Below are 17,049 nucleotides of genomic sequence, written 5' to 3'. Positions count from 1 at the left end.
GGTTTTAAAGTCCGGTTCAATTCTTCGGGCCGACGAGGGTCGCAACGGTCTGGGCGGCCAGTTTCAGCCGCTGGCGGACGACGGACCGGCCGAGGATCGCCATGCTATCGAAAAGCGGCAGGGAGCGCGACGAGCCCGATACGGCGACGAAAAGCGGCGCGACGATGACCTTCAGCTTCTTGCCCATGCGGTCTGCAATGGCGCGCAGTTCAGCTTCGATCGTCTCGACATTCCATTCGAGGATCTTTTCGAGGTCCGGCTGCACCGTGTTCAGGATTTCCAAGAGCTCTTCCGGCGTCGACTTGATCTTCGCAAAGGCGGCGGGATCGAGGTTGAGGTCGGACTTGAACAGGAAGCCGGTGAGATCAGGCAGTTCGCCAAGCTTGGTGATGCGCGACTGAGACAGCTTCAGGCCTTCCTTCAGGCGGTCATTTTCCATCGCCCAGGTCAGCACCCGGTGCCGGAACTCTTCTTCCGAAAGCTTCTCGCGGATCCAGCGGCCGTTCAGCCAGTCGAGCTTCTGGATATCGAAGATGGCGCCGGCCTTGGAGAGGTTTTCCGGATCGAACTTTTCGGCGAGCTCATCCATGGTCAAAAGCTCTTCGCCTTCGGCGATCTGGATGAAGAACAGGCCGAGGAAGTTCATCAGCGCTTCGGGGATATAGCCGAGAGCCGTATAATAGGAGATCGAGGTCGGGTTCTTGCGCTTCGACAGCTTCGACTTGTCGGCATTGCGCATCAGCGACAGGTGCATGAACACCGGCGGCTCCCAGCCGAGATACTGATAGATCAGAATATGTTTCGGCACCGAGGCGAGCCATTCTTCGCCGCGCGCCACATGGGTGATCTTCATCAGATGGTCGTCGACGACATTGGCCATGTGATAGGTCGGCATGCCGTCGGCCTTCAAGAGGACCTGCATGTCGACGGCGTCCCACGGAATTTCGACGTCGCCGTAGACGCCGTCATGGAACTTGCAGGAGCCCTCGGTCGGGATCTTCATGCGCACCACATGCGGCTCGCCCGCCGCAACGCGCGAGGTGACTTCCTCGGCCGTAAGGTTCAGACAATGGCCGTCATATTTCGGCGGCAGACCGGCGGCGCGCTGCGCCTCGCGCATCTTCTCCAGGCGCTCCGGCGTGCAGAAGCAGCGGAAGCCGTGACCGGCCGTGACGATCTGCTCGACGTAGGGCTTGTAGAGTTCCTTGCGGTCGCTCTGGCGGTAGGGGCCGTAGGGACCGCCGATATCAGGACCTTCGGACCATTTCAGGCCGCACCATTTCAGAGCGTCGAGAACCTTCGTCTCGAATTCCGGGGTGGAGCGTGTCGCGTCGGTGTCCTCGATGCGCAGGATAAACTCACCGCCGTGTTTCTTGGCGAAGAGATAGTTGAAGAGCGCGATATAGGCAGTGCCGACGTGCGGCTCGCCCGTGGGGGAGGGTGCGATGCGGACGCGAACGCCTGAAGTGGTCATTTTGTTTGCCCGTCATAAAAGGCCGGGCCGCGCTTGGGACAAGCGCCGTCCAGCCGAAGATGTCTATCTGGATCAGGAAACCGGCCGGAAAAGGGCGTCTTGCCGCTTCTATCAGCGTTTTCCGTATGGCTGGCCTTAGGCCATATTCAAGGGATGACGTCAAGGGAAACTGCGCCGCAAGCGCGGGCAGGGGCACCGAGTGCGCTGCAATGCATCGAAAAGATCCGGCCTTCCAAAGTCACCAAGCGCATTTACTGTTCGTAAGGGCTTCGGGATAAAAGCCTCACGCTTGCCGAATTTGATTTGCAATTTTTACGGCACTGGCGAAATAGGTTTTCAATCGTTCATTCCGGGGATGCTATGAAGAAACTGATTTTGAGCTTGCTGTTGGCGGTCTCGATGATCGACGCCGCCGCTGCCCAATCCACTATTACGCGCGATGGCTCGGCGAAACTGATCGAATCCTACCGCGCCTATATCGGCAATGACGATCTCTATAATTCCAAGGGCGAGCGCCTGACGGCGCCCTGGCAGATCATCCGCCAGGACCGCGCGAACTATCACGTCTATCGCCGCCGAGACCGTGGCGACCAGGGCGATAGCTTCTTCTTGCAGGCTTCCAATCGTCAGAATCTGGAAGCCATGCTGGTAAATGGCAATATCGCCGACGCTGCCGGGAACCTCATCGTTCGCGGCAACGTCCGGATCAAGGTGGATATATTCGGACATGGCGATGTCGGCCAGTGGGTCGACATCCACGTCCAGGATTGATCGGCGTGATGAAGGCCGCGCCTCGTCACCGGTGCGGCTTTCGCCATTAGTGGACGCCGGATGCCTTTTTGCGGCGATTGCGTGCCATCATGTTGAGCACTTCGACCAGAGCGGAGAAGGCCATTGCGGCGTAGATATAGCCCTTGGGCACGTGCACGCCCATGCCTTCGGCGATCAGCGTCGTGCCGATCATCAGCAGGAAGGCAAGCGCCAGCATGACGATGCTGGGGTTTTTCTCGATGAAGCTGGCGAGCGGGTTGGCGGCGACCAGCATGACGGTGACGGCGGCGATGACGGCGACGAACATGATCGGCAGGTGCGGCGTCATGCCGACGGCGGTGATGATGCTGTCGATCGAGAAGACCAGATCGAGCAGCAGGATCTGGCCGATGGCCGAGGCGAAGGTCGAGGTCGTCGACTTGGCGATGAAATCCTCGCCCTGCTCCTGCGGATCGACATTGTGATGGATCTCCTTCGTCGCTTTCCAGACGAGGAAGAGGCCGCCGCCGATGAGAATCATGTCCTTCCAGGAGAAGCCTTGGCCGAAGATTTCGAAGACGGGCTGGGTGAGCTGCACGATCCAGGCGACGGTTCCGAGCAACGCAAGGCGCATGACAAGGGCAAGGCCGATGCCGATCTTGCGGGCTCGGTCACGATGCTCCGGCGGCAGCTTGTTGGTCAGGATCGAGATGAAGATCAGGTTGTCGATGCCGAGGACGACTTCCATGACGACGAGCGTGATGAGCGCCACCCACGCGCCCGGGTCCTGTATCAGCCCCATAATATCCATTGACGATGCCCCCTTGTCAGCATTTGCCGATGCTGACCCCCAGCACGGCCTCTTCAGAATGGCCGTAATGTAAGGAGCGTCATGGTCCGTACAAGCGGCGCCGCCATTTTCATGGCGGCGGGCGCATGTTCAGGCTTTCAGGGGTATCCAGATTTCCGTCACACCCATGCCGGTGCGCGGATCGAAGCGATCGTCGTAGCGTTCCATCATGTCGGGCGTGCCGGCATGCTGTTGACCCGATTGCGGCAGCCATTCTCCGAAGATCTGATGCACCGTCGCGGAAATGCCGGAGATATGGCCGCGATGCGTGAAGATCGCGTAGCGCTGCTGCGGCAGTTTCGTTGTTACGAAACCTTCGGGCAGGCCGTCCGCGGCGGAAACTTCGGCTGCCGACATATAACGGAAGCTTTCGCTGCCTTCTTCCGCCTGGGTGCAGACGCCATAGGCGACATTGCCGACCTGGCCGGGAATATGGCCGAAATATTGGTTGAATTTCTGCCACAGCGAGGGGATGGCCTGCGTCGCCTCATAGGCATAGGTTTCCGCAAGACCTGCAAGCAGCATTGCGGGATGGGTCTCGAAGCGCGGTGCCTCGAGCTTGGGAAGGCGGGTGTCGTCCATTCTGATCGGTTCCTGTAAAGCGAGGTTGCGAACGTGCCCTTGCTTGCGCAGGCTTTCCGGCGTCATGCCGAATTGCTCGCGGAAGGCACGGGTGAAGGCCTCGTGCGAGCCGTAGCCGGCATCAAGGGCAACCTGGAGAATGGAGGAGGAGCCGTCGGTCAGTGCGAGAGCCGCTTCGCTGAGGCGGCGGCACCGGATATAGCTGCTGATCGAGTGGCCCGTCGTCATGCCGAAGACGCGCGAAAGATGATAGCGCGAGAGCCCGGCCGTCTCGGCGATCTCGTCGAGCGAGATGTCGGATTTAAAATGGCTTTCGATAAACCAGATCGCTCTTCCGATCGCGCTCATGTTCAACTCCCCTGGTTGCCGGGCCAGTCATAGGCTTCCGGCGGTGGCGATGCTTGATCGCTATTGCGGAGTTGAATTATGACCTGCCGGAGGACAGCAGGGGAGGCCTGGCCATCCTAATCCTTGCGATCCGGACCGTAGCCGGCAAGGAAGACGCGTACGGCGCCGCGCACGACATAGTCGATCTCTTCCTTCGACGGCGGCTCTTCCATGTCGCCGAAGAGCCGCAGCTTGAAATAGCCGCCGCTGGCCATTTCCAGGAAGTGGCGGGCAGCCATGTCGAAATCGTCGATCTTGAGATGACCGGCGGCAACCTGCCGCTCGAGGAAGCCGCGCAAGACCGTGCGCAGATTTTCCGGGCCGGTGAAGAAGCGTTGACAGAGGGAAGGCATGCGCTCGCGCACGCCGATGACCGTGCGCATGGCGCTGATGGTCTTGTCCGACGTGACGTGAGTGACGAAGACGATACCGAAATCATAGAGCGAGGTGGTGACATCCGCTTCGTCTGCAAGCGCGGTGCGCACGAGGTTGACGAAATGGGTGCGCTCGCTCTCCATCATGGCGGCGAAGAGATCTTCCTTATTGGCGAAATAGACGTAGAGAGTGCCCTTGGAAACGCCCGCCTCGCGGGTGACGTCGTTCATGCTTGCCGCATCGAAGCCCATTTTCATAAAGACACGCTTGGCGCCTTCGAGAATCTGATGACGCTTGGCAGGGTCCTCCCCGGCGGCCCAGCGTCCACCGGAGCCCGGCGCGGGCGCGTTCAATACAGCGGCATTTTGCGATTCGTGTTTCATCGGCTCTTTCACTGTCTCCTTCACTCGATACTCAATCATTTTTTCCGAATCTTAAACAGATTCGCAAAATAAATCGAACCGCCCGGTTCGATATCTCTTGATATGGAGTGGAAAAGGCTCTATGTCAATTGAACCGAACCGTTCGGTTCGATTTATTTGCCAGATTTTCGGTGGTAGGGAAATGTCGTCAAGTCATGGAAACAATGTAGCGCGCATCGTGAACGATCCCGCTGATGCCGAAGCGGAAGCTCGGGACCCGGGGGTATCTGCCGATGCTCCTGTTGCCGAGACGCGCGGCAATCCTGCTCCCGCCCAGGCTGCGCCCGCTGCTCCGGCCGCAGCGGCCCCACCGCCGCCGGAGAAGAAGCGGCGCAGCCTGGTTTTTCCGATCATCATCGTCGCCGTTCTCGCAGGCGGCGGCTGGTATGGCTATGACTGGTGGACAAACGGCCGCTTCATGGTCTCCACCGACGATGCCTATATCGGCGGCGACATCGCCACGATCTCGCCGAAGGTGACGGGCTATGTCGCCAAGGTGAATGTCGTGGCCAACCAGCAGGTCAAGGCCGGCGACGTGCTCGCAACGCTCGACGACGGCGACTACAAGCTGGCGCTCGGCCAGGCTCAGGCCTCGCTCGATACCGAACAGCTCTCGCTCCATACCATCGATGCACAGATCGCTGCCGGCCAGGCGGCCCTTGCCCAGTCGCAGGCGCAGAAAGTTGCCCTGGAAGCCACGGTTCGCGGCGCCCAGATCACCCAGACGCGCGCTGCCGAACTGCAATCGAAGTCGGTCGGCACCACGGCCGCTTTGGATAGCGCCAATATCGCGCTTGATCAGGCCAAGGCCAATCTGGTCGGCGGCGACGCCGCCATCGCATCCGCACAGGCCAACATCAACCTGCTGCAGGCCCAGCGCCGCCAGGCCGAGAGCACGATCAAGGGGCTGGAAGCCGCTCGTGACAAGGCCGCCCGCGATCTGTCCTTCACCGTGCTGAAGGCGCCCTATGACGGCATCGTCGGCAATCGCTCGGTCCAGGAAGGCGATCTCGTCTCTCCCGGCCAGAAGCTGATGGCGATCGTACCGACCAAGCAGCTCTATATCGACGCGAACTTCAAGGAAACGCAGATCCAGCATCTGGTTCCCGGTTCCAAGGTCAATGTCCACGTCGATGCTTTCAGCGATCATCCGATCGTCGGCACCGTCGAATCGATCTCGCCGGCTTCCGGCTCGGTCTTCTCGCTGCTGCCGCCGGAAAATGCGACGGGTAACTTCACCAAGATCATCCAGCGGGTGCCTGTCCGCATCGCATTGCCGCAGGATGCGCTTAACACCGGCCGTCTGCGCGCAGGCCTCAGCGTCGTCGTCGACGTCGATACCCGCACGGCACCGGACAAGTAAGCGCTCAAGCTCGGGAGAGAGACGCGCCATGTCGTCCGCCAGCACTACAGCCGGGTCGCCCCCACGCGCGGCCGGCCCCGCCGCGCCCACGGCGGATCATATCGACCCGAAAAAGCTCATCGCCTTTCTGGCGATGGTGCTCGGCATGTTCATGTCGATCCTCGATATTCAGATCGTCTCCGCCTCGCTCAGCGAAATCCAGGCGGGTCTCAGCGCGGGATCGGATGAGATCCCCTGGGTGCAGACGGCCTATCTGATCGCCGAAGTGATCATGATCCCGCTATCGGGAACGCTGGCGCGCATCATCTCGACGCGCTACCTGTTCGCGATCTCGGCTGCCGGCTTCACCGCGTCCAGCGCGCTTGCCGCTACCGCGACGAATATCGACCAGATGATCATCTACCGTGCCCTGCAGGGCTTCATCGGCGGCGGCATGATCCCCTCTGTCTTCGCGGCAGCATTCACGATCTTCCCGCCGTCCAAGCGCAATGTCGTTTCGCCCATCATCGGCCTCATCGCAACGCTCGCGCCGACCATCGGTCCGACCGTTGGCGGATATCTTTCCAATGCCTTTTCCTGGCACTGGCTGTTCCTGGTTAACATCCCCCCGGGCATTGTCGTCACCATCGTCACCTGGAACTTCATCGACTTCGACAAGCCAGAACTGTCGCTGATGAAGAAATTCGACTGGTGGGGCCTCTTTTCCATGGGCGTTTTCCTGGGCGCGCTGGAATATGTTCTCGAAGAGGGCAACACCAATGACTGGTTCAACGACAATTTCATTGTCGCGGGTGCTATAGCTTCGGCGATCGGCGCGGTCATCTTCTTCTACCGTGCCTTTGCGGTCGAGTTCCCCGTTGTCGATCTAAGAGCCTTCACGAACAAGAACTTCGCGTTCGGTTCGATGTTCTCCTTCGTGATGGGTATCGGCCTCTATGGTTTGACCTATATCTATCCGCTTTTCCTGGCCCGTATCCGCGGCTACGACTCGCTGCAGATCGGTGAGACGATGTTCGTTTCCGGTCTCGCCATGTTCTTCACGGCGCCGCTTGCCGGCTTCCTGGCAAGTAGGGTCGATCTGCGCATCCTAATGATCATCGGCTTCACCAGCTTCTCGGCCGGTACCTACATCATGATGCATCTGACGGTGGACTGGGATTTCTGGGAGTTGATGATCCCGCAGATCCTGCGCGGTTTCGGCCTGATGCTGTGCATGGTGCCGATCAACAATATCGCGCTTGGAACGATGCCGCCCGCCCGCATGCGTGGCGCATCCGGCCTGTTCAACCTGACGCGTAATCTCGGCGGTGCCGTCGGGCTCGCAATCATCAACACACTTTTGACGAACAGGCAGGACCAGCATTATTTCAACCTGCGCGACCATGTTCATTGGGGCAGCCATGCCGCCGTTACCCAATTGAATAACATGGCCGCCAGCTTCAATGCGGCCGGCCTGGATGGCGAGCAGGCTGCCTTGAAGCAAATGGTCAACATGGCAACGCGGCAGGCGGTCGTCATGTCCTTCGGGGATATCTTCCTGATGCTGACCCTGCTGTTCCTCGCCATGATCCTGGGCGTTCTGATGCTCAGCAAGCCGAACGCTGCGGGCGGCGGCGGTGGCGGTGGCCATTGATCCAGCTCTCATAATTTGCTCCCAAGGCATTGGCCCCTCCTCGCGAGGGGCCTCTTTTTTGCGCTCGGATTGGAAAATTCATTGGTGCGAATTTTTTGATTTACGTACATCAAAAATGGCAGTAAGGATTGCGCAGGAGGAACGATGAGACCAACCGTGCATGACATCGCTGCCGCTGCGGGCGTCAGCCTCGCCACTGTCGACCGGGTCCTGAACCAGCGGCCGGGCGTGCGGCTGGTAACGCGGGAAAAGGTGGAAGCCGCTATCCGGCAAATCGGCTATATCCGCGATGTCGCTGCCGCCAATCTGGCCAAGGGCCGTGTCTATCCTCTCGTGTTCATCGTGCCGACCGGCGACAATTCCTTCATGCACGGGCTTCGCTTCGAAGTGAATCAGGCGATGTTGCGCGCCAGCATCGAACGCACGGATATCCGCATCATCGAAGTGCCCCCTTTTGATATCCCCGCGCTCGTTGCGGCACTGGACGCCTTGCATGGACAGGACATCGCCGGCATCGCTCTCGTGGCAACCGACGCGCCGGAAGTGCGGGCCGCCGTCGACCGTCTCGTGTCGGAGCGTATTCCCGTCGTCACCCTAGTCTCGGATCTTACCGGCTCCGCCCGCCATCACTATGCGGGTATCGACAATATTGCCGCTGGCCGCACCGCTGCCCGGTTGCTGGGGCGCTTTCTGGGCGGGCGTGAAGGCGATCTCACCGTTCTCGCCGGCTCCATGCTGGTCCGCGACCATCGCGAGCGCCTGCAGGGCTTTTCCGCCGTGATGGCCGAGGAGTTTCCCAAGCTGCGGCTGCTACCCGTTTTGGAAGGACGTGACGATCCCGAGCGGACCCAATCGCTCGTTTCCAAAGCGCTCTCCGAAAGCAAGGGTATCATCGGCATCTACAGTCTCGGTGCCGGCAACCGTGGTCTGATCGCGGCTCTGAAAGCCGTACGGCCCGAGCGTGAGTTGACCGTCGTCGTGCACGAGCTGACGCAGCATACGCGGGCGGCACTGCTGGACGGCACGATCGACGCAGTCCTCAATCAAGATGCCGGCCATGAGGTTCGCAGCGCCATCCGCGTCATGAAGGCGACTGCCGACGGTCAAGCCGTCATTGCCGACCAGGAGCGCATACGTCTCGACATTTTCTTGAAGGATAATCTGCCCTGAACATTCGCACGCGGCAGAGCATAGGGAGTACTATCTGATGTATTTGGGTCTCGATCTCGGAACGTCCGGCGTCAAAGCGATGCTGATCGACGGCAATCAGAAGATCATCGGCTCCGCCAATGGCGGGCTCGATGTCTCGCGCCCGCATCCCGGCTGGTCGGAGCAGGAGCCTGCCCACTGGATCCGCGCGACCGAAGAAGCAGTGGCCGGATTGAAGGCTGTGCATCCGAAGGAACTCGCGGCCGTGCGCGGCATTGGTCTTTCCGGCCAGATGCATGGCGCGACGCTGCTCGATACCGATGACAAGGTGCTGCGCCCCTGCATTCTCTGGAACGACACCCGCAGCTATCATGAGGCTGCGGCGCTCGACGCCGATCCGCGCTTCCGCGCACTGACCGGCAATATCGTCTTTCCCGGCTTCACCGCGCCGAAACTGGCATGGGTTGCCAAGCACGAGCCGGAGATTTTCGCCAGAGTGCGCTGGGTGCTCCTGCCGAAGGACTATTTGCGCCTGTGGCTGACGGGCGAGCACATGTCGGAAATGTCCGACTCGGCAGGCACGTCCTGGCTCGATACCGGCAAACGCAAATGGTCTTCCGAGCTGCTGGCCGCGACCAATCTTGACGAGAAGCAGATGCCGACGCTGGTCGAAGGCACGGAAGTGGCCGGCAAACTGCGCGGCGAACTAGCCTCGAAATGGGGTATCGGCGGCGATGTCGTCGTTGCCGGCGGGGCAGGGGACAATGCGGCTTCGGCGTGCGGCATGGGTACGGTGAGCCATGGTGCGGCGTTCGTTTCGCTCGGAACGTCGGGCGTGCTCTTTGCGGCCAACGGCTTCTATCTCCCGAAGCCGGAAAGCGCCGTTCACGCCTTCTGCCACGCGCTGCCCAACACCTGGCACCAGATGGGCGTCATCCTCTCGGCAACCGATGCACTGAACTGGCACTCGCATGTGACCAGCAAATCCGCCGCGGAACTCACCGCCGAGCTCGGCGAGACGCTGAAGGCGCCGACCAGCGTCACCTTTCTTCCCTATCTCTCAGGCGAGCGCACGCCGCACAATGATGCGACGATCCGCGGCGCCTTCATCGGTCTGGGCCACGAAAGCGGCCGCGCGGTGCTGACGCAGGCCGTGCTCGAAGGTGTTTCCTTTGCGATCCGCGACAATCTGGAAGCGCTGCGCTCGGCAGGCACGGATATTGCGCGCGTGACGGCTATCGGCGGCGGCTCGCGCTCGCGCTACTGGCTGGCCTCGATCGCCACCGCGCTCGGCGTACCCGTCGACCTGCCCGCGGACGGCGATTTCGGTGCTGCTTTCGGTGCTGCGCGTCTCGGCCTGATCGCAGCGACCGGCGCCGACCCGGTCTCGGTCTGCACCCCGCCGCAGACCGCCGGCACGATCGATCCGGTTGCGTCGCTGACGGATGCTTATTCGGATGCTTACAAGCGGTACCGGGCGGTTTACCCGGCGATCAAGCCGTTGTGAGCACAATTTGAGGTCAACCCCCTCACCCTAGCCCTCTCCCCGAGGGGAGAGGGGACGATGGAGTAAGGCGGTCACCCATACCTTCTCCCCGTCGGGGAGAAGGTGGCCCGAAGGGTCGGATGAGGGGGCGTCACAAGTGGCAAAACACTACCGAAACACCAAACCCAAGGAGATGAGACATGAGCACCGGATTTTTTGGTGACATCAGCAAGGTAAAATACGAAGGCCCGGATAGCACCAATCCGCTGGCCTTCCGCTATTACAACAAGGACGAAGTCGTCGCCGGCAAGCGCATGGAAGATCATCTGCGTTTTGCCGTCGCCTACTGGCACACCTTCACCTGGCCGGGCGGCGATCCCTTCGGCGGTCAGACCTTCCTTCGCCCCTGGTTCAACGAGACGATGGAAGCCGCCAAGCTGAAGGCTGACGTCGCTTTCGAATTCTTTACCCTTCTCGGCGCTCCCTACTATTGTTTCCACGATGCCGACGTGCGTCCGGAAGGCAAGAATTTTGCCGAGAACACGAAGAACCTCAACGAGATCGTCGACTATTTCGCCAAGAAGCAGGCCGATACCGGCGTGAAGCTGCTCTGGGGCACGGCAAACCTCTTCTCCAACCGCCGCTTCATGTCGGGCGCTGCCACGAACCCTGATCCGGATGTTTTCGCCTTCTCGGCCGCGACCGTGAAGACCTGCCTGGACGCCACCCACAAGCTCGGCGGCGAAAACTACGTGCTCTGGGGCGGCCGCGAGGGTTACGAGACGCTGCTCAACACCGACCTGAAGCGGGAAATGGACCAGATGGGCCGCTTCCTCAACCTAGTCGTCGAGTACAAGCACAAGATCGGCTTCAAGGGCACGATCCTGATCGAGCCGAAGCCGCAGGAGCCGACCAAGCATCAGTATGATTACGATGTCGCCACGGTCTACGGCTTCCTGCAGAAATACGGTCTGGAAAAGGAAGTGAAGGTCAACATCGAGCAAGGCCATGCGATCCTCGCCGGTCATTCCTTCGAGCACGAATTGGCGCTTGCCAATGCGCTCGGCATCTTCGGCTCGATCGACATGAACCGCAACGACTATCAGTCCGGCTGGGATACCGACCAGTTCCCGAACAACGTTCCGGAAATGACGCTCGCCTATTACCAGGTTCTGGCAGGCGGCGGCTTCAAGACCGGCGGCACGAACTTCGACGCCAAGCTGCGCCGTCAGTCGCTCGATCCGGAAGATCTGCTCATCGGCCATATCGGCGGCATGGATTGCTGCGCCCGCGGCCTGAAGGCTGCTGCCAAGATGATCGAGGACAAGGCACTCTCCAAGCCCCTCGCCGACCGTTACGCCGGCTGGGATTCGGCCGAGGGTCAGAAGCTGCTGCGCGGGGAATACTCGCTCAACCAGATCGCCCAGTGGGTCGAGAGCAAGGACGTCAATCCGCAGCCGAAGTCCGGCAAGCAGGAGCTCCTGGAAAACATCGTCAATCGTTACGTTTGATTGACAGCTTTGGGAGGCGGTGGTTCACCGCCTCCCAAGACTATCGCCGGAGGCGTGCCGGAGCTGAAACCGAGTTTCGCACCACGAGATCCGGCCGCAACAGGATCTCAGTCTCGGGCGGCTCGCCATCCGAAAGCAGTTCCAACAGCAGCGCCATGGCATGCTTGCCGATCGCAGTGCGCGGCTGCCGAATCGTCGTCAGCGACGGCGTCATGAAGACGGCCTGCGGCACGTCGTCGAAGCCCGTCACCGAGAAATCTTCCGGGATGTCGTAGCCGCGTGCTTTCAGGCCAATCATCACACCGATCGCCGTCTGGTCGTTGACGCACATGAAGGCCGTCGGCAGCGTATCGCGCATGAACAGCTGCTCGACGGAGAGCCGCCCGCTCTCGATGGTGCCGTCGCCTTCCAGCACGATGCGCAGGTCCTGTCCGATTCCGGCGGCATCCAGCCCGGCCTCGTAGCCCATGCGCCGCCGGCTATAGGCGAGGCGGGTGCGGGAATCGCCGATGAAGGCGATCTTGCGATGGCCCTCGGCAATCAGCAGATCCACGGCCTTGCGGGCGCCGGCGATATCGTCGACGCCGACATAGGGAATGCCGCCGTTGAAGACCGGTTCGAAGACGCCGACGCTCGGCGGCAGCCGCGCCGTCATGGTCTGATGGCCGAAAGGCAGGATCCCGGTGAAGAGGATCAGCCCGGCCGCCTGGTTTGAATTCAGGAACTTCAGATATTCCAGACCGCGCTGCGCGTCGTTCTGCGTGTGTCCGATCAAGATGCCATAGCCGTGCGAACGCGCCTCGTTCTCCAGACCGATCAGGATATTCGAGAAATTGGGATCGCCGATATCGGGCGCCACGACCAGAATCATGTTGGAGCGGCCGAGTCTCAGGCTGCGCGCCATGGCATTGGTGGTATACCCGGTGACGGCGATAGCCTGGTTGACTTTCAGCCGCGTCGAATTGGCGACTTTCTCCGGTGTATGGATGGCCCGCGAAACCGTTGCTATCGAAACATTGGCAATTCGGGCGACGTCTTCGATAGTTGCGGGCGTGGAATTCGACACTGCGCTCTGCCTTGGGATCTCGTCTCGGGCTGGAGACTACACAGACTTACGTGGAGGTCAAAGGTAACCGCGAAATTTTGTAGGATATCCCATGATGTAAACCTTTACACGATGTATGTAAAGGTTTACATAGCATGGAAAGCGGGTGGGACCGCAGGGAGGATTCAATGAGTTCGGAAGCCGTCGACGGTGCGGTCGTGCTGTCTGCGAGAGGGATATCCAAGTCCTTCAACGGCGTGCAGGTGCTGTTCAGCGTCAACTTCGATCTTCGGGCTGGCGAAATCCATGCGCTCATGGGCGAAAACGGCGCCGGCAAGTCGACGTTGGTCAAGGTTCTCTCCGGTTTCGAGCAGCCGACATCAGGCGAAATCCTCCTCGACGGCAAGCCCGTGAAGCTGCCGCCGAACGGTGCGGCCGAGGCGCTCGGTATCGTCATCATCCATCAGGAATTCAATCTTGCGGAACATCTGACCGTCACCGAGAGCCTGTTTCTCGGGCGGGAAGTCACGCATTTCGGCGTGCTGGATCGCAAGCATATGCGGGCGGAGACGCGGCGTGTGCTCGATCTCCTCGGTTCGCATGTCGACGAGAATGCCATGATCAGCTCGCTTTCCATCGCCGACAAGCAGATGGTGGAGATCGCCAAGGCGATCAGCCGCGATGCGCGCATCGTCTTCATGGACGAGCCTACCGCCGTCCTGTCGCGCGAGGAAACCAATTTTCTGTTCAAGCAGGTGCGCAAGCTGCGCGATCAGGGAACGAGCTTCGTCTTCGTCTCCCACAAGCTCGATGAGGTCATGGAACTGACCGATCGCGTTACGGTCTTGCGCGACGGCCAATGGGTGAAGACATCGCCGACATCGCTGCTCGATGGCGAATCGATCGCCCAGCTGATGGTCGGGCGCGAGCTCTCCAGTCTTTACCCGGCCAAGAACGAACCCGATGTCGATGAGAAGGTGGTGCTCAGCGTTACCTCGGTCTCGACGGGCTACGTCCACGATGCGAGCTTCGAGCTGCGAAAAGGCGAGATACTGGGCTTTTCCGGCATGATCGGTTCCGGACGGACTGAGCTGATGGAAGCGATTGTCGGCCTGCGTTCGCGCGTCTCCGGCGAGGTCGTCGCCAACGGCCAGACGGTGCCGCCGCATGATGTGCATGCGGCCATCGATGCCGGACTTGCCTATATGACCAAGGACCGGAAGTCCAAAGGACTGCTGCTGAATTCAGGCATGGTCGTCAATCTGACCCTGCAGTCGCTCGACCGGCACGGCAAGTTCGGCTATCTGAGCGCCTCAAGCGAAGCCGATGCGCTAGCACGGGCGCGCCGCCGTTTCGATATACGCGTGCGTGACGGAAACATCGTTGCGGGACGCATGTCCGGCGGCAACCAGCAGAAGCTGCTTCTGGCGAAGATCATGGAGACCGAGCCGCGGATCATCATCATCGACGAGCCGACGCGGGGCATCGATGTGGGTACGAAGCAGCAGATCTATCATTTCATTTCGGCATTGGCGCGCGACGGCCATTCGATCATCGTGATCTCTTCGGAAATGCCCGAGGTCATCGGGCTTTGCACGCGGGTTGCCGTGATGCGGGAGGGCCGGATCGTCGGCGTGCTCGAAGGCGAGGAAATCACCGAGCAGGAAATCATGCGTTATGCGGCGGGCCTGAAGAAAAAGACGGCCGCCTGAAAGGGCGGCGGAAAACAGGGCGAATTCCCAGCAATCATGGGACGGGAGGTTGGTTTTGGTTATGAGCGTGGGTGAAGACAGCAGCGGCAAGGCCGGTCGGCGAGGGCGCTCCTGGCGGGATGTCGATCTGAGGGCCGTGGCGCCGTTTGCAGCCCTGGTGCTGCTTCTGATCGTGGGCGCGCTGGTCAATCCGAACTTCATCGGCATTACCAATCTTACGAATGTCGCGACGAGGTGCGCCTTCATCGCCATCATCGCCGTCGGTGCCACTTTCGTCATTTCGGCGGGCGATCTCGATCTGTCCGTCGGCGCCATGGTCGCCTTCGTTGCCAGCCTGATGATCCTCCTGATGAATTCGGGCGTCATTGCCGATCCCATGCTGATGCTGGCGGCGGCGATATTGTTTTCGATCGTTGCGGGCGTTCTGTGCGGCCTCGCCAATGGCCTGATCACGACCGTGGGCAAGATCGAGCCTTTCATCGCGACCTTGGGCACGATGGGCGTCTACCGCGGCCTGACCACCTGGCTGTCGCAGGGAGGGGCGATCACCCTGCGTTCGCCGGATGTGCAGGCGCTCTACAAGCCAGCCTATTACGGTTCCGTGTTCGGCGTTCCGGTTCCGATCGTGGTCATCCTTGTCATTACCTGCGTCGCCGCCTTCATCCTCTATCGCACCCGTTACGGGCGGCACGTCATCGCCGTCGGCTCCAATAGGGATGTTGCACGCTACTCGGGCGTGGCGGTCAACCGCGTGCGAACCATCGCCTTCATCATCCAGGGATTTTGCGTCGCCATAGCCGTACTTCTCTATGTGCCGCGGCTTGGGTCCACATCGGCTCAGACGGGTATTCTCTGGGAGCTTCAGGCGATCACGGCAGTCGTTGTCGGCGGCACGGCGCTGAAAGGCGGAGCGGGCAGGGTATGGGGCACGATCTGTGGCGCCTTCATCCTGGAGCTTGTCGGCAACATCATGCTGCTTTCCAATTTCATCAGCGAGTATCTGCTGAGCGCCATCCAGGGTGCGATCATCATCATCGCCATGCTGGTTCAGCGTTCGCTTGCCCGCAAATAGCGAATAACCGGGTCAGGGGGCGCCCGGTCGTCATGGTAAGGCCCTGTCTCTATCTGGGAGGAAGAAACATGCGAAAAAGACTCATAGGTTTGGCTGTCGTGATGGCGGCTCTGGCCGGCACGGTACATGCCGCCGACAAGAAGGTAACCATCGGCGTTTCCATTCCGGCCGCCGACCATGGCTGGACCTCGGGCGTGGTATTCCATGCCGAGCGCGTCGCCAAGCTCCTGATGGCCGAGCATCCGGGACTGAACGTCATCGTCAAGACCTCACCTGATGCCGCCAGCCAGGCAAACGCCGTACAGGACCTCGAGACACAGGGCATCGACGCCCTCGTGATCCTGCCGTCGGATCCGGATCCGCTCGTCAACGCCATCAAGGAAGTCAAGGACAAGGGCAAGTTCGTAGCCCTCGTCGACCGCGCGCCGAGCAACAACGACAATTCCGTCCGTGACCTCTATGTCGCCGGCAACAATCCGGCGCTTGGCCAGGTCGCGGGCGAATACATCAAGAAGAACACGCCGGACGCACAGGTCGTCGTCATCCGCGGCCTGCCGATCCCGATCGACCAGCAGCGCCAGGACGGTTTCGACAAGGGCATTGCCGGCTCGAACGTCAAGGTTCTCGACCGCCAGTATGGCAACTGGAACCGTGACGACGCCTTCAAGGTCATGCAGGACTACCTGACCAAGTTCCCGAAGATCGATGTCGTCTGGTGCCAGGATGACGACATGGCGGTCGGCGTTCTGCAGGCAATCGAGCAGGCCAAGCGGACCGATATCAAATATATCGTCGCCGGCGCCGGCTCGAAGGACATGATCAAGAAGGTCATGGACGGCGACAAGCTGATCCCCGTCGACGTGCTCTATCCGCCGGCAATGGTCGGTACCGCCATGGAGCTGACGGCCGCAAATTTCTACGATCAGGTACCGGTTCGCGGCAACTATATCCTCGATGCGACGCTCGTCACCAAGGAAAATGCCAAGGACTTCTACTTCGCCGATTCACCGTTCTGATCGGTTCTTCGGTTGATCTTCAAAGGCGCCCGCCAGTTTTCGGCGGGCGCTTTTTTCGATGTTCCGTCAGACTCGTTGGCGGCAGGAAGGAAATTTTGCGGCACGTACCTCTTGCCGTCTGCGGCGTGCCGTGATTAGGTCACGGGGCATTCGACTTTCATCCTGACGACCCTATAGTTTTTTGGAGGCTACGGCACCTCAGCCGTCTCGAATATGGGTCCG

The 17,049-nt window shown here is 60.5% G+C and carries 14 protein-coding genes; 9 read left to right on the top strand and 5 right to left on the bottom strand.

The features are described 5' to 3' along the window. Window positions 1-16: 16 nt before the first annotated feature. Window positions 17-1,474, bottom strand: coding sequence for a glutamate--tRNA ligase (gene gltX, locus C7U61_RS15820; RefSeq protein ID WP_106998960.1), 1,458 nt, complete (start codon window positions 1,472-1,474; stop codon window positions 17-19). Window positions 1,475-1,834: 360 nt separating this feature from the next. Here gltX and C7U61_RS15815 point away from each other — a divergent pair, with 360 nt between their 5' ends. After that, on the top strand, window positions 1,835-2,245 hold the full coding sequence (locus tag C7U61_RS15815) for a hypothetical protein (protein ID WP_106998959.1): 411 nt from the start codon (window positions 1,835-1,837) through the stop codon (window positions 2,243-2,245). A gap of 46 nt (window positions 2,246-2,291) precedes the next feature. Here C7U61_RS15815 and C7U61_RS15810 read toward each other — a convergent pair whose 3' ends face one another. The 3 genes from C7U61_RS15810 to C7U61_RS15800 all read right to left on the bottom strand — a co-directional run bounded on the left by C7U61_RS15810 (window position 2,292) and on the right by C7U61_RS15800 (window position 4,801). Further along, on the bottom strand, window positions 2,292-3,035 hold the full coding sequence (locus C7U61_RS15810; RefSeq protein WP_106998958.1) for a TerC family protein: 744 nt from the start codon (window positions 3,033-3,035) through the stop codon (window positions 2,292-2,294). 129 nt (window positions 3,036-3,164) lie between these two features. After that, complete coding sequence (locus C7U61_RS15805) at window positions 3,165-4,004, bottom strand: GyrI-like domain-containing protein (protein ID WP_106998957.1); 840 nt, start codon at window positions 4,002-4,004, stop codon at window positions 3,165-3,167. Between the two features lie 116 nt (window positions 4,005-4,120). After that, on the bottom strand, window positions 4,121-4,801 hold the full coding sequence (locus C7U61_RS15800) for a TetR/AcrR family transcriptional regulator (RefSeq protein WP_106998956.1): 681 nt from the start codon (window positions 4,799-4,801) through the stop codon (window positions 4,121-4,123). Window positions 4,802-4,982: 181 nt separating this feature from the next. Here C7U61_RS15800 and C7U61_RS15795 point away from each other — a divergent pair, with 181 nt between their 5' ends. The 5 genes from C7U61_RS15795 to xylA all read left to right on the top strand — a co-directional run bounded on the left by C7U61_RS15795 (window position 4,983) and on the right by xylA (window position 11,982). Further along, entirely contained in the window at window positions 4,983-6,203 is a 1,221-nt protein-coding gene (locus C7U61_RS15795; protein ID WP_106999130.1) for an HlyD family secretion protein, read from the top strand. A 28-nt stretch (window positions 6,204-6,231) separates the two neighbouring features. After that, complete coding sequence (locus tag C7U61_RS15790; RefSeq protein ID WP_106998955.1) at window positions 6,232-7,836, top strand: DHA2 family efflux MFS transporter permease subunit; 1,605 nt, start codon at window positions 6,232-6,234, stop codon at window positions 7,834-7,836. Window positions 7,837-7,980: 144 nt separating this feature from the next. Further along, window positions 7,981-9,006 (top strand): LacI family DNA-binding transcriptional regulator, encoded by a 1,026-nt coding sequence (locus C7U61_RS15785; RefSeq protein WP_106998954.1) that lies wholly within the window; start codon window positions 7,981-7,983, stop codon window positions 9,004-9,006. A 37-nt stretch (window positions 9,007-9,043) separates the two neighbouring features. Beyond that, window positions 9,044-10,492, top strand: a complete 1,449-nt coding sequence (gene xylB, locus C7U61_RS15780; protein ID WP_106998953.1) for a xylulokinase — start codon at window positions 9,044-9,046, stop codon at window positions 10,490-10,492. A 179-nt stretch (window positions 10,493-10,671) separates the two neighbouring features. After that, window positions 10,672-11,982: a xylose isomerase gene (gene xylA, locus C7U61_RS15775; protein WP_106998952.1), complete on the top strand. Its 1,311-nt coding sequence runs from the start codon at window positions 10,672-10,674 to the stop codon at window positions 11,980-11,982. Between the two features lie 40 nt (window positions 11,983-12,022). Here the strand turns inward: xylA and C7U61_RS15770 are convergent, their stop codons facing one another. Then, window positions 12,023-13,048, bottom strand: a complete 1,026-nt coding sequence (locus C7U61_RS15770) for a LacI family DNA-binding transcriptional regulator (RefSeq protein WP_106998951.1) — start codon at window positions 13,046-13,048, stop codon at window positions 12,023-12,025. Between the two features lie 167 nt (window positions 13,049-13,215). On the opposite strand from C7U61_RS15770, the gene C7U61_RS15765 reads away from it, so the two are divergent. The 3 genes from C7U61_RS15765 to C7U61_RS15755 all read left to right on the top strand — a co-directional run bounded on the left by C7U61_RS15765 (window position 13,216) and on the right by C7U61_RS15755 (window position 16,827). Further along, window positions 13,216-14,739 carry a sugar ABC transporter ATP-binding protein gene (locus tag C7U61_RS15765; RefSeq protein WP_106998950.1) on the top strand — a complete coding sequence of 508 codons (1,524 nt, stop codon included), beginning with the start codon at window positions 13,216-13,218 and terminating at the stop codon, window positions 14,737-14,739. 61 nt (window positions 14,740-14,800) lie between these two features. After that, entirely contained in the window at window positions 14,801-15,811 is a 1,011-nt protein-coding gene (locus C7U61_RS15760) for an ABC transporter permease (protein ID WP_106998949.1), read from the top strand. Window positions 15,812-15,879: 68 nt separating this feature from the next. Continuing rightward, window positions 15,880-16,827 carry a substrate-binding domain-containing protein gene (locus C7U61_RS15755; RefSeq protein WP_106998948.1) on the top strand — a complete coding sequence of 316 codons (948 nt, stop codon included), beginning with the start codon at window positions 15,880-15,882 and terminating at the stop codon, window positions 16,825-16,827. The last annotated feature ends 222 nt before the right edge of the window (window positions 16,828-17,049 follow it).

The sequence above is a fragment of the Rhizobium sp. JAB6 genome (genome assembly GCF_003024605.1).
Lineage (GTDB): Bacteria > Pseudomonadota > Alphaproteobacteria > Rhizobiales > Rhizobiaceae > Rhizobium.
The sequence above is the reverse complement of the archived record's forward strand: the minus strand, read 5'-3'. Positions and strand labels throughout refer to the sequence as shown.

Excerpts from the sequence above, each read along its gene's own strand:
- gltX (WP_106998960.1), bottom strand. The coding sequence starts at position 1,474 with ATGACCACTTCAGGCGTTCGCGTCCGCATCGCACCCTCCCCCACGGGC.
- C7U61_RS15815 (WP_106998959.1), top strand. The coding sequence starts at position 1,835 with ATGAAGAAACTGATTTTGAGCTTGCTGTTGGCGGTCTCGATGATCGAC.
- C7U61_RS15810 (WP_106998958.1), bottom strand. The coding sequence starts at position 3,035 with ATGGATATTATGGGGCTGATACAGGACCCGGGCGCGTGGGTGGCGCTC.
- C7U61_RS15805 (WP_106998957.1), bottom strand. The coding sequence starts at position 4,004 with ATGAGCGCGATCGGAAGAGCGATCTGGTTTATCGAAAGCCATTTTAAA.
- C7U61_RS15800 (WP_106998956.1), bottom strand. The coding sequence starts at position 4,801 with ATGAAACACGAATCGCAAAATGCCGCTGTATTGAACGCGCCCGCGCCG.
- C7U61_RS15795 (WP_106999130.1), top strand. The coding sequence starts at position 4,983 with ATGTCGTCAAGTCATGGAAACAATGTAGCGCGCATCGTGAACGATCCC.
- C7U61_RS15790 (WP_106998955.1), top strand. The coding sequence starts at position 6,232 with ATGTCGTCCGCCAGCACTACAGCCGGGTCGCCCCCACGCGCGGCCGGC.
- C7U61_RS15785 (WP_106998954.1), top strand. The coding sequence starts at position 7,981 with ATGAGACCAACCGTGCATGACATCGCTGCCGCTGCGGGCGTCAGCCTC.
- xylB (WP_106998953.1), top strand. The coding sequence starts at position 9,044 with ATGTATTTGGGTCTCGATCTCGGAACGTCCGGCGTCAAAGCGATGCTG.
- xylA (WP_106998952.1), top strand. The coding sequence starts at position 10,672 with ATGAGCACCGGATTTTTTGGTGACATCAGCAAGGTAAAATACGAAGGC.
- C7U61_RS15765 (WP_106998950.1), top strand. The coding sequence starts at position 13,216 with ATGAGTTCGGAAGCCGTCGACGGTGCGGTCGTGCTGTCTGCGAGAGGG.
- C7U61_RS15760 (WP_106998949.1), top strand. The coding sequence starts at position 14,801 with ATGAGCGTGGGTGAAGACAGCAGCGGCAAGGCCGGTCGGCGAGGGCGC.
- C7U61_RS15755 (WP_106998948.1), top strand. The coding sequence starts at position 15,880 with ATGCGAAAAAGACTCATAGGTTTGGCTGTCGTGATGGCGGCTCTGGCC.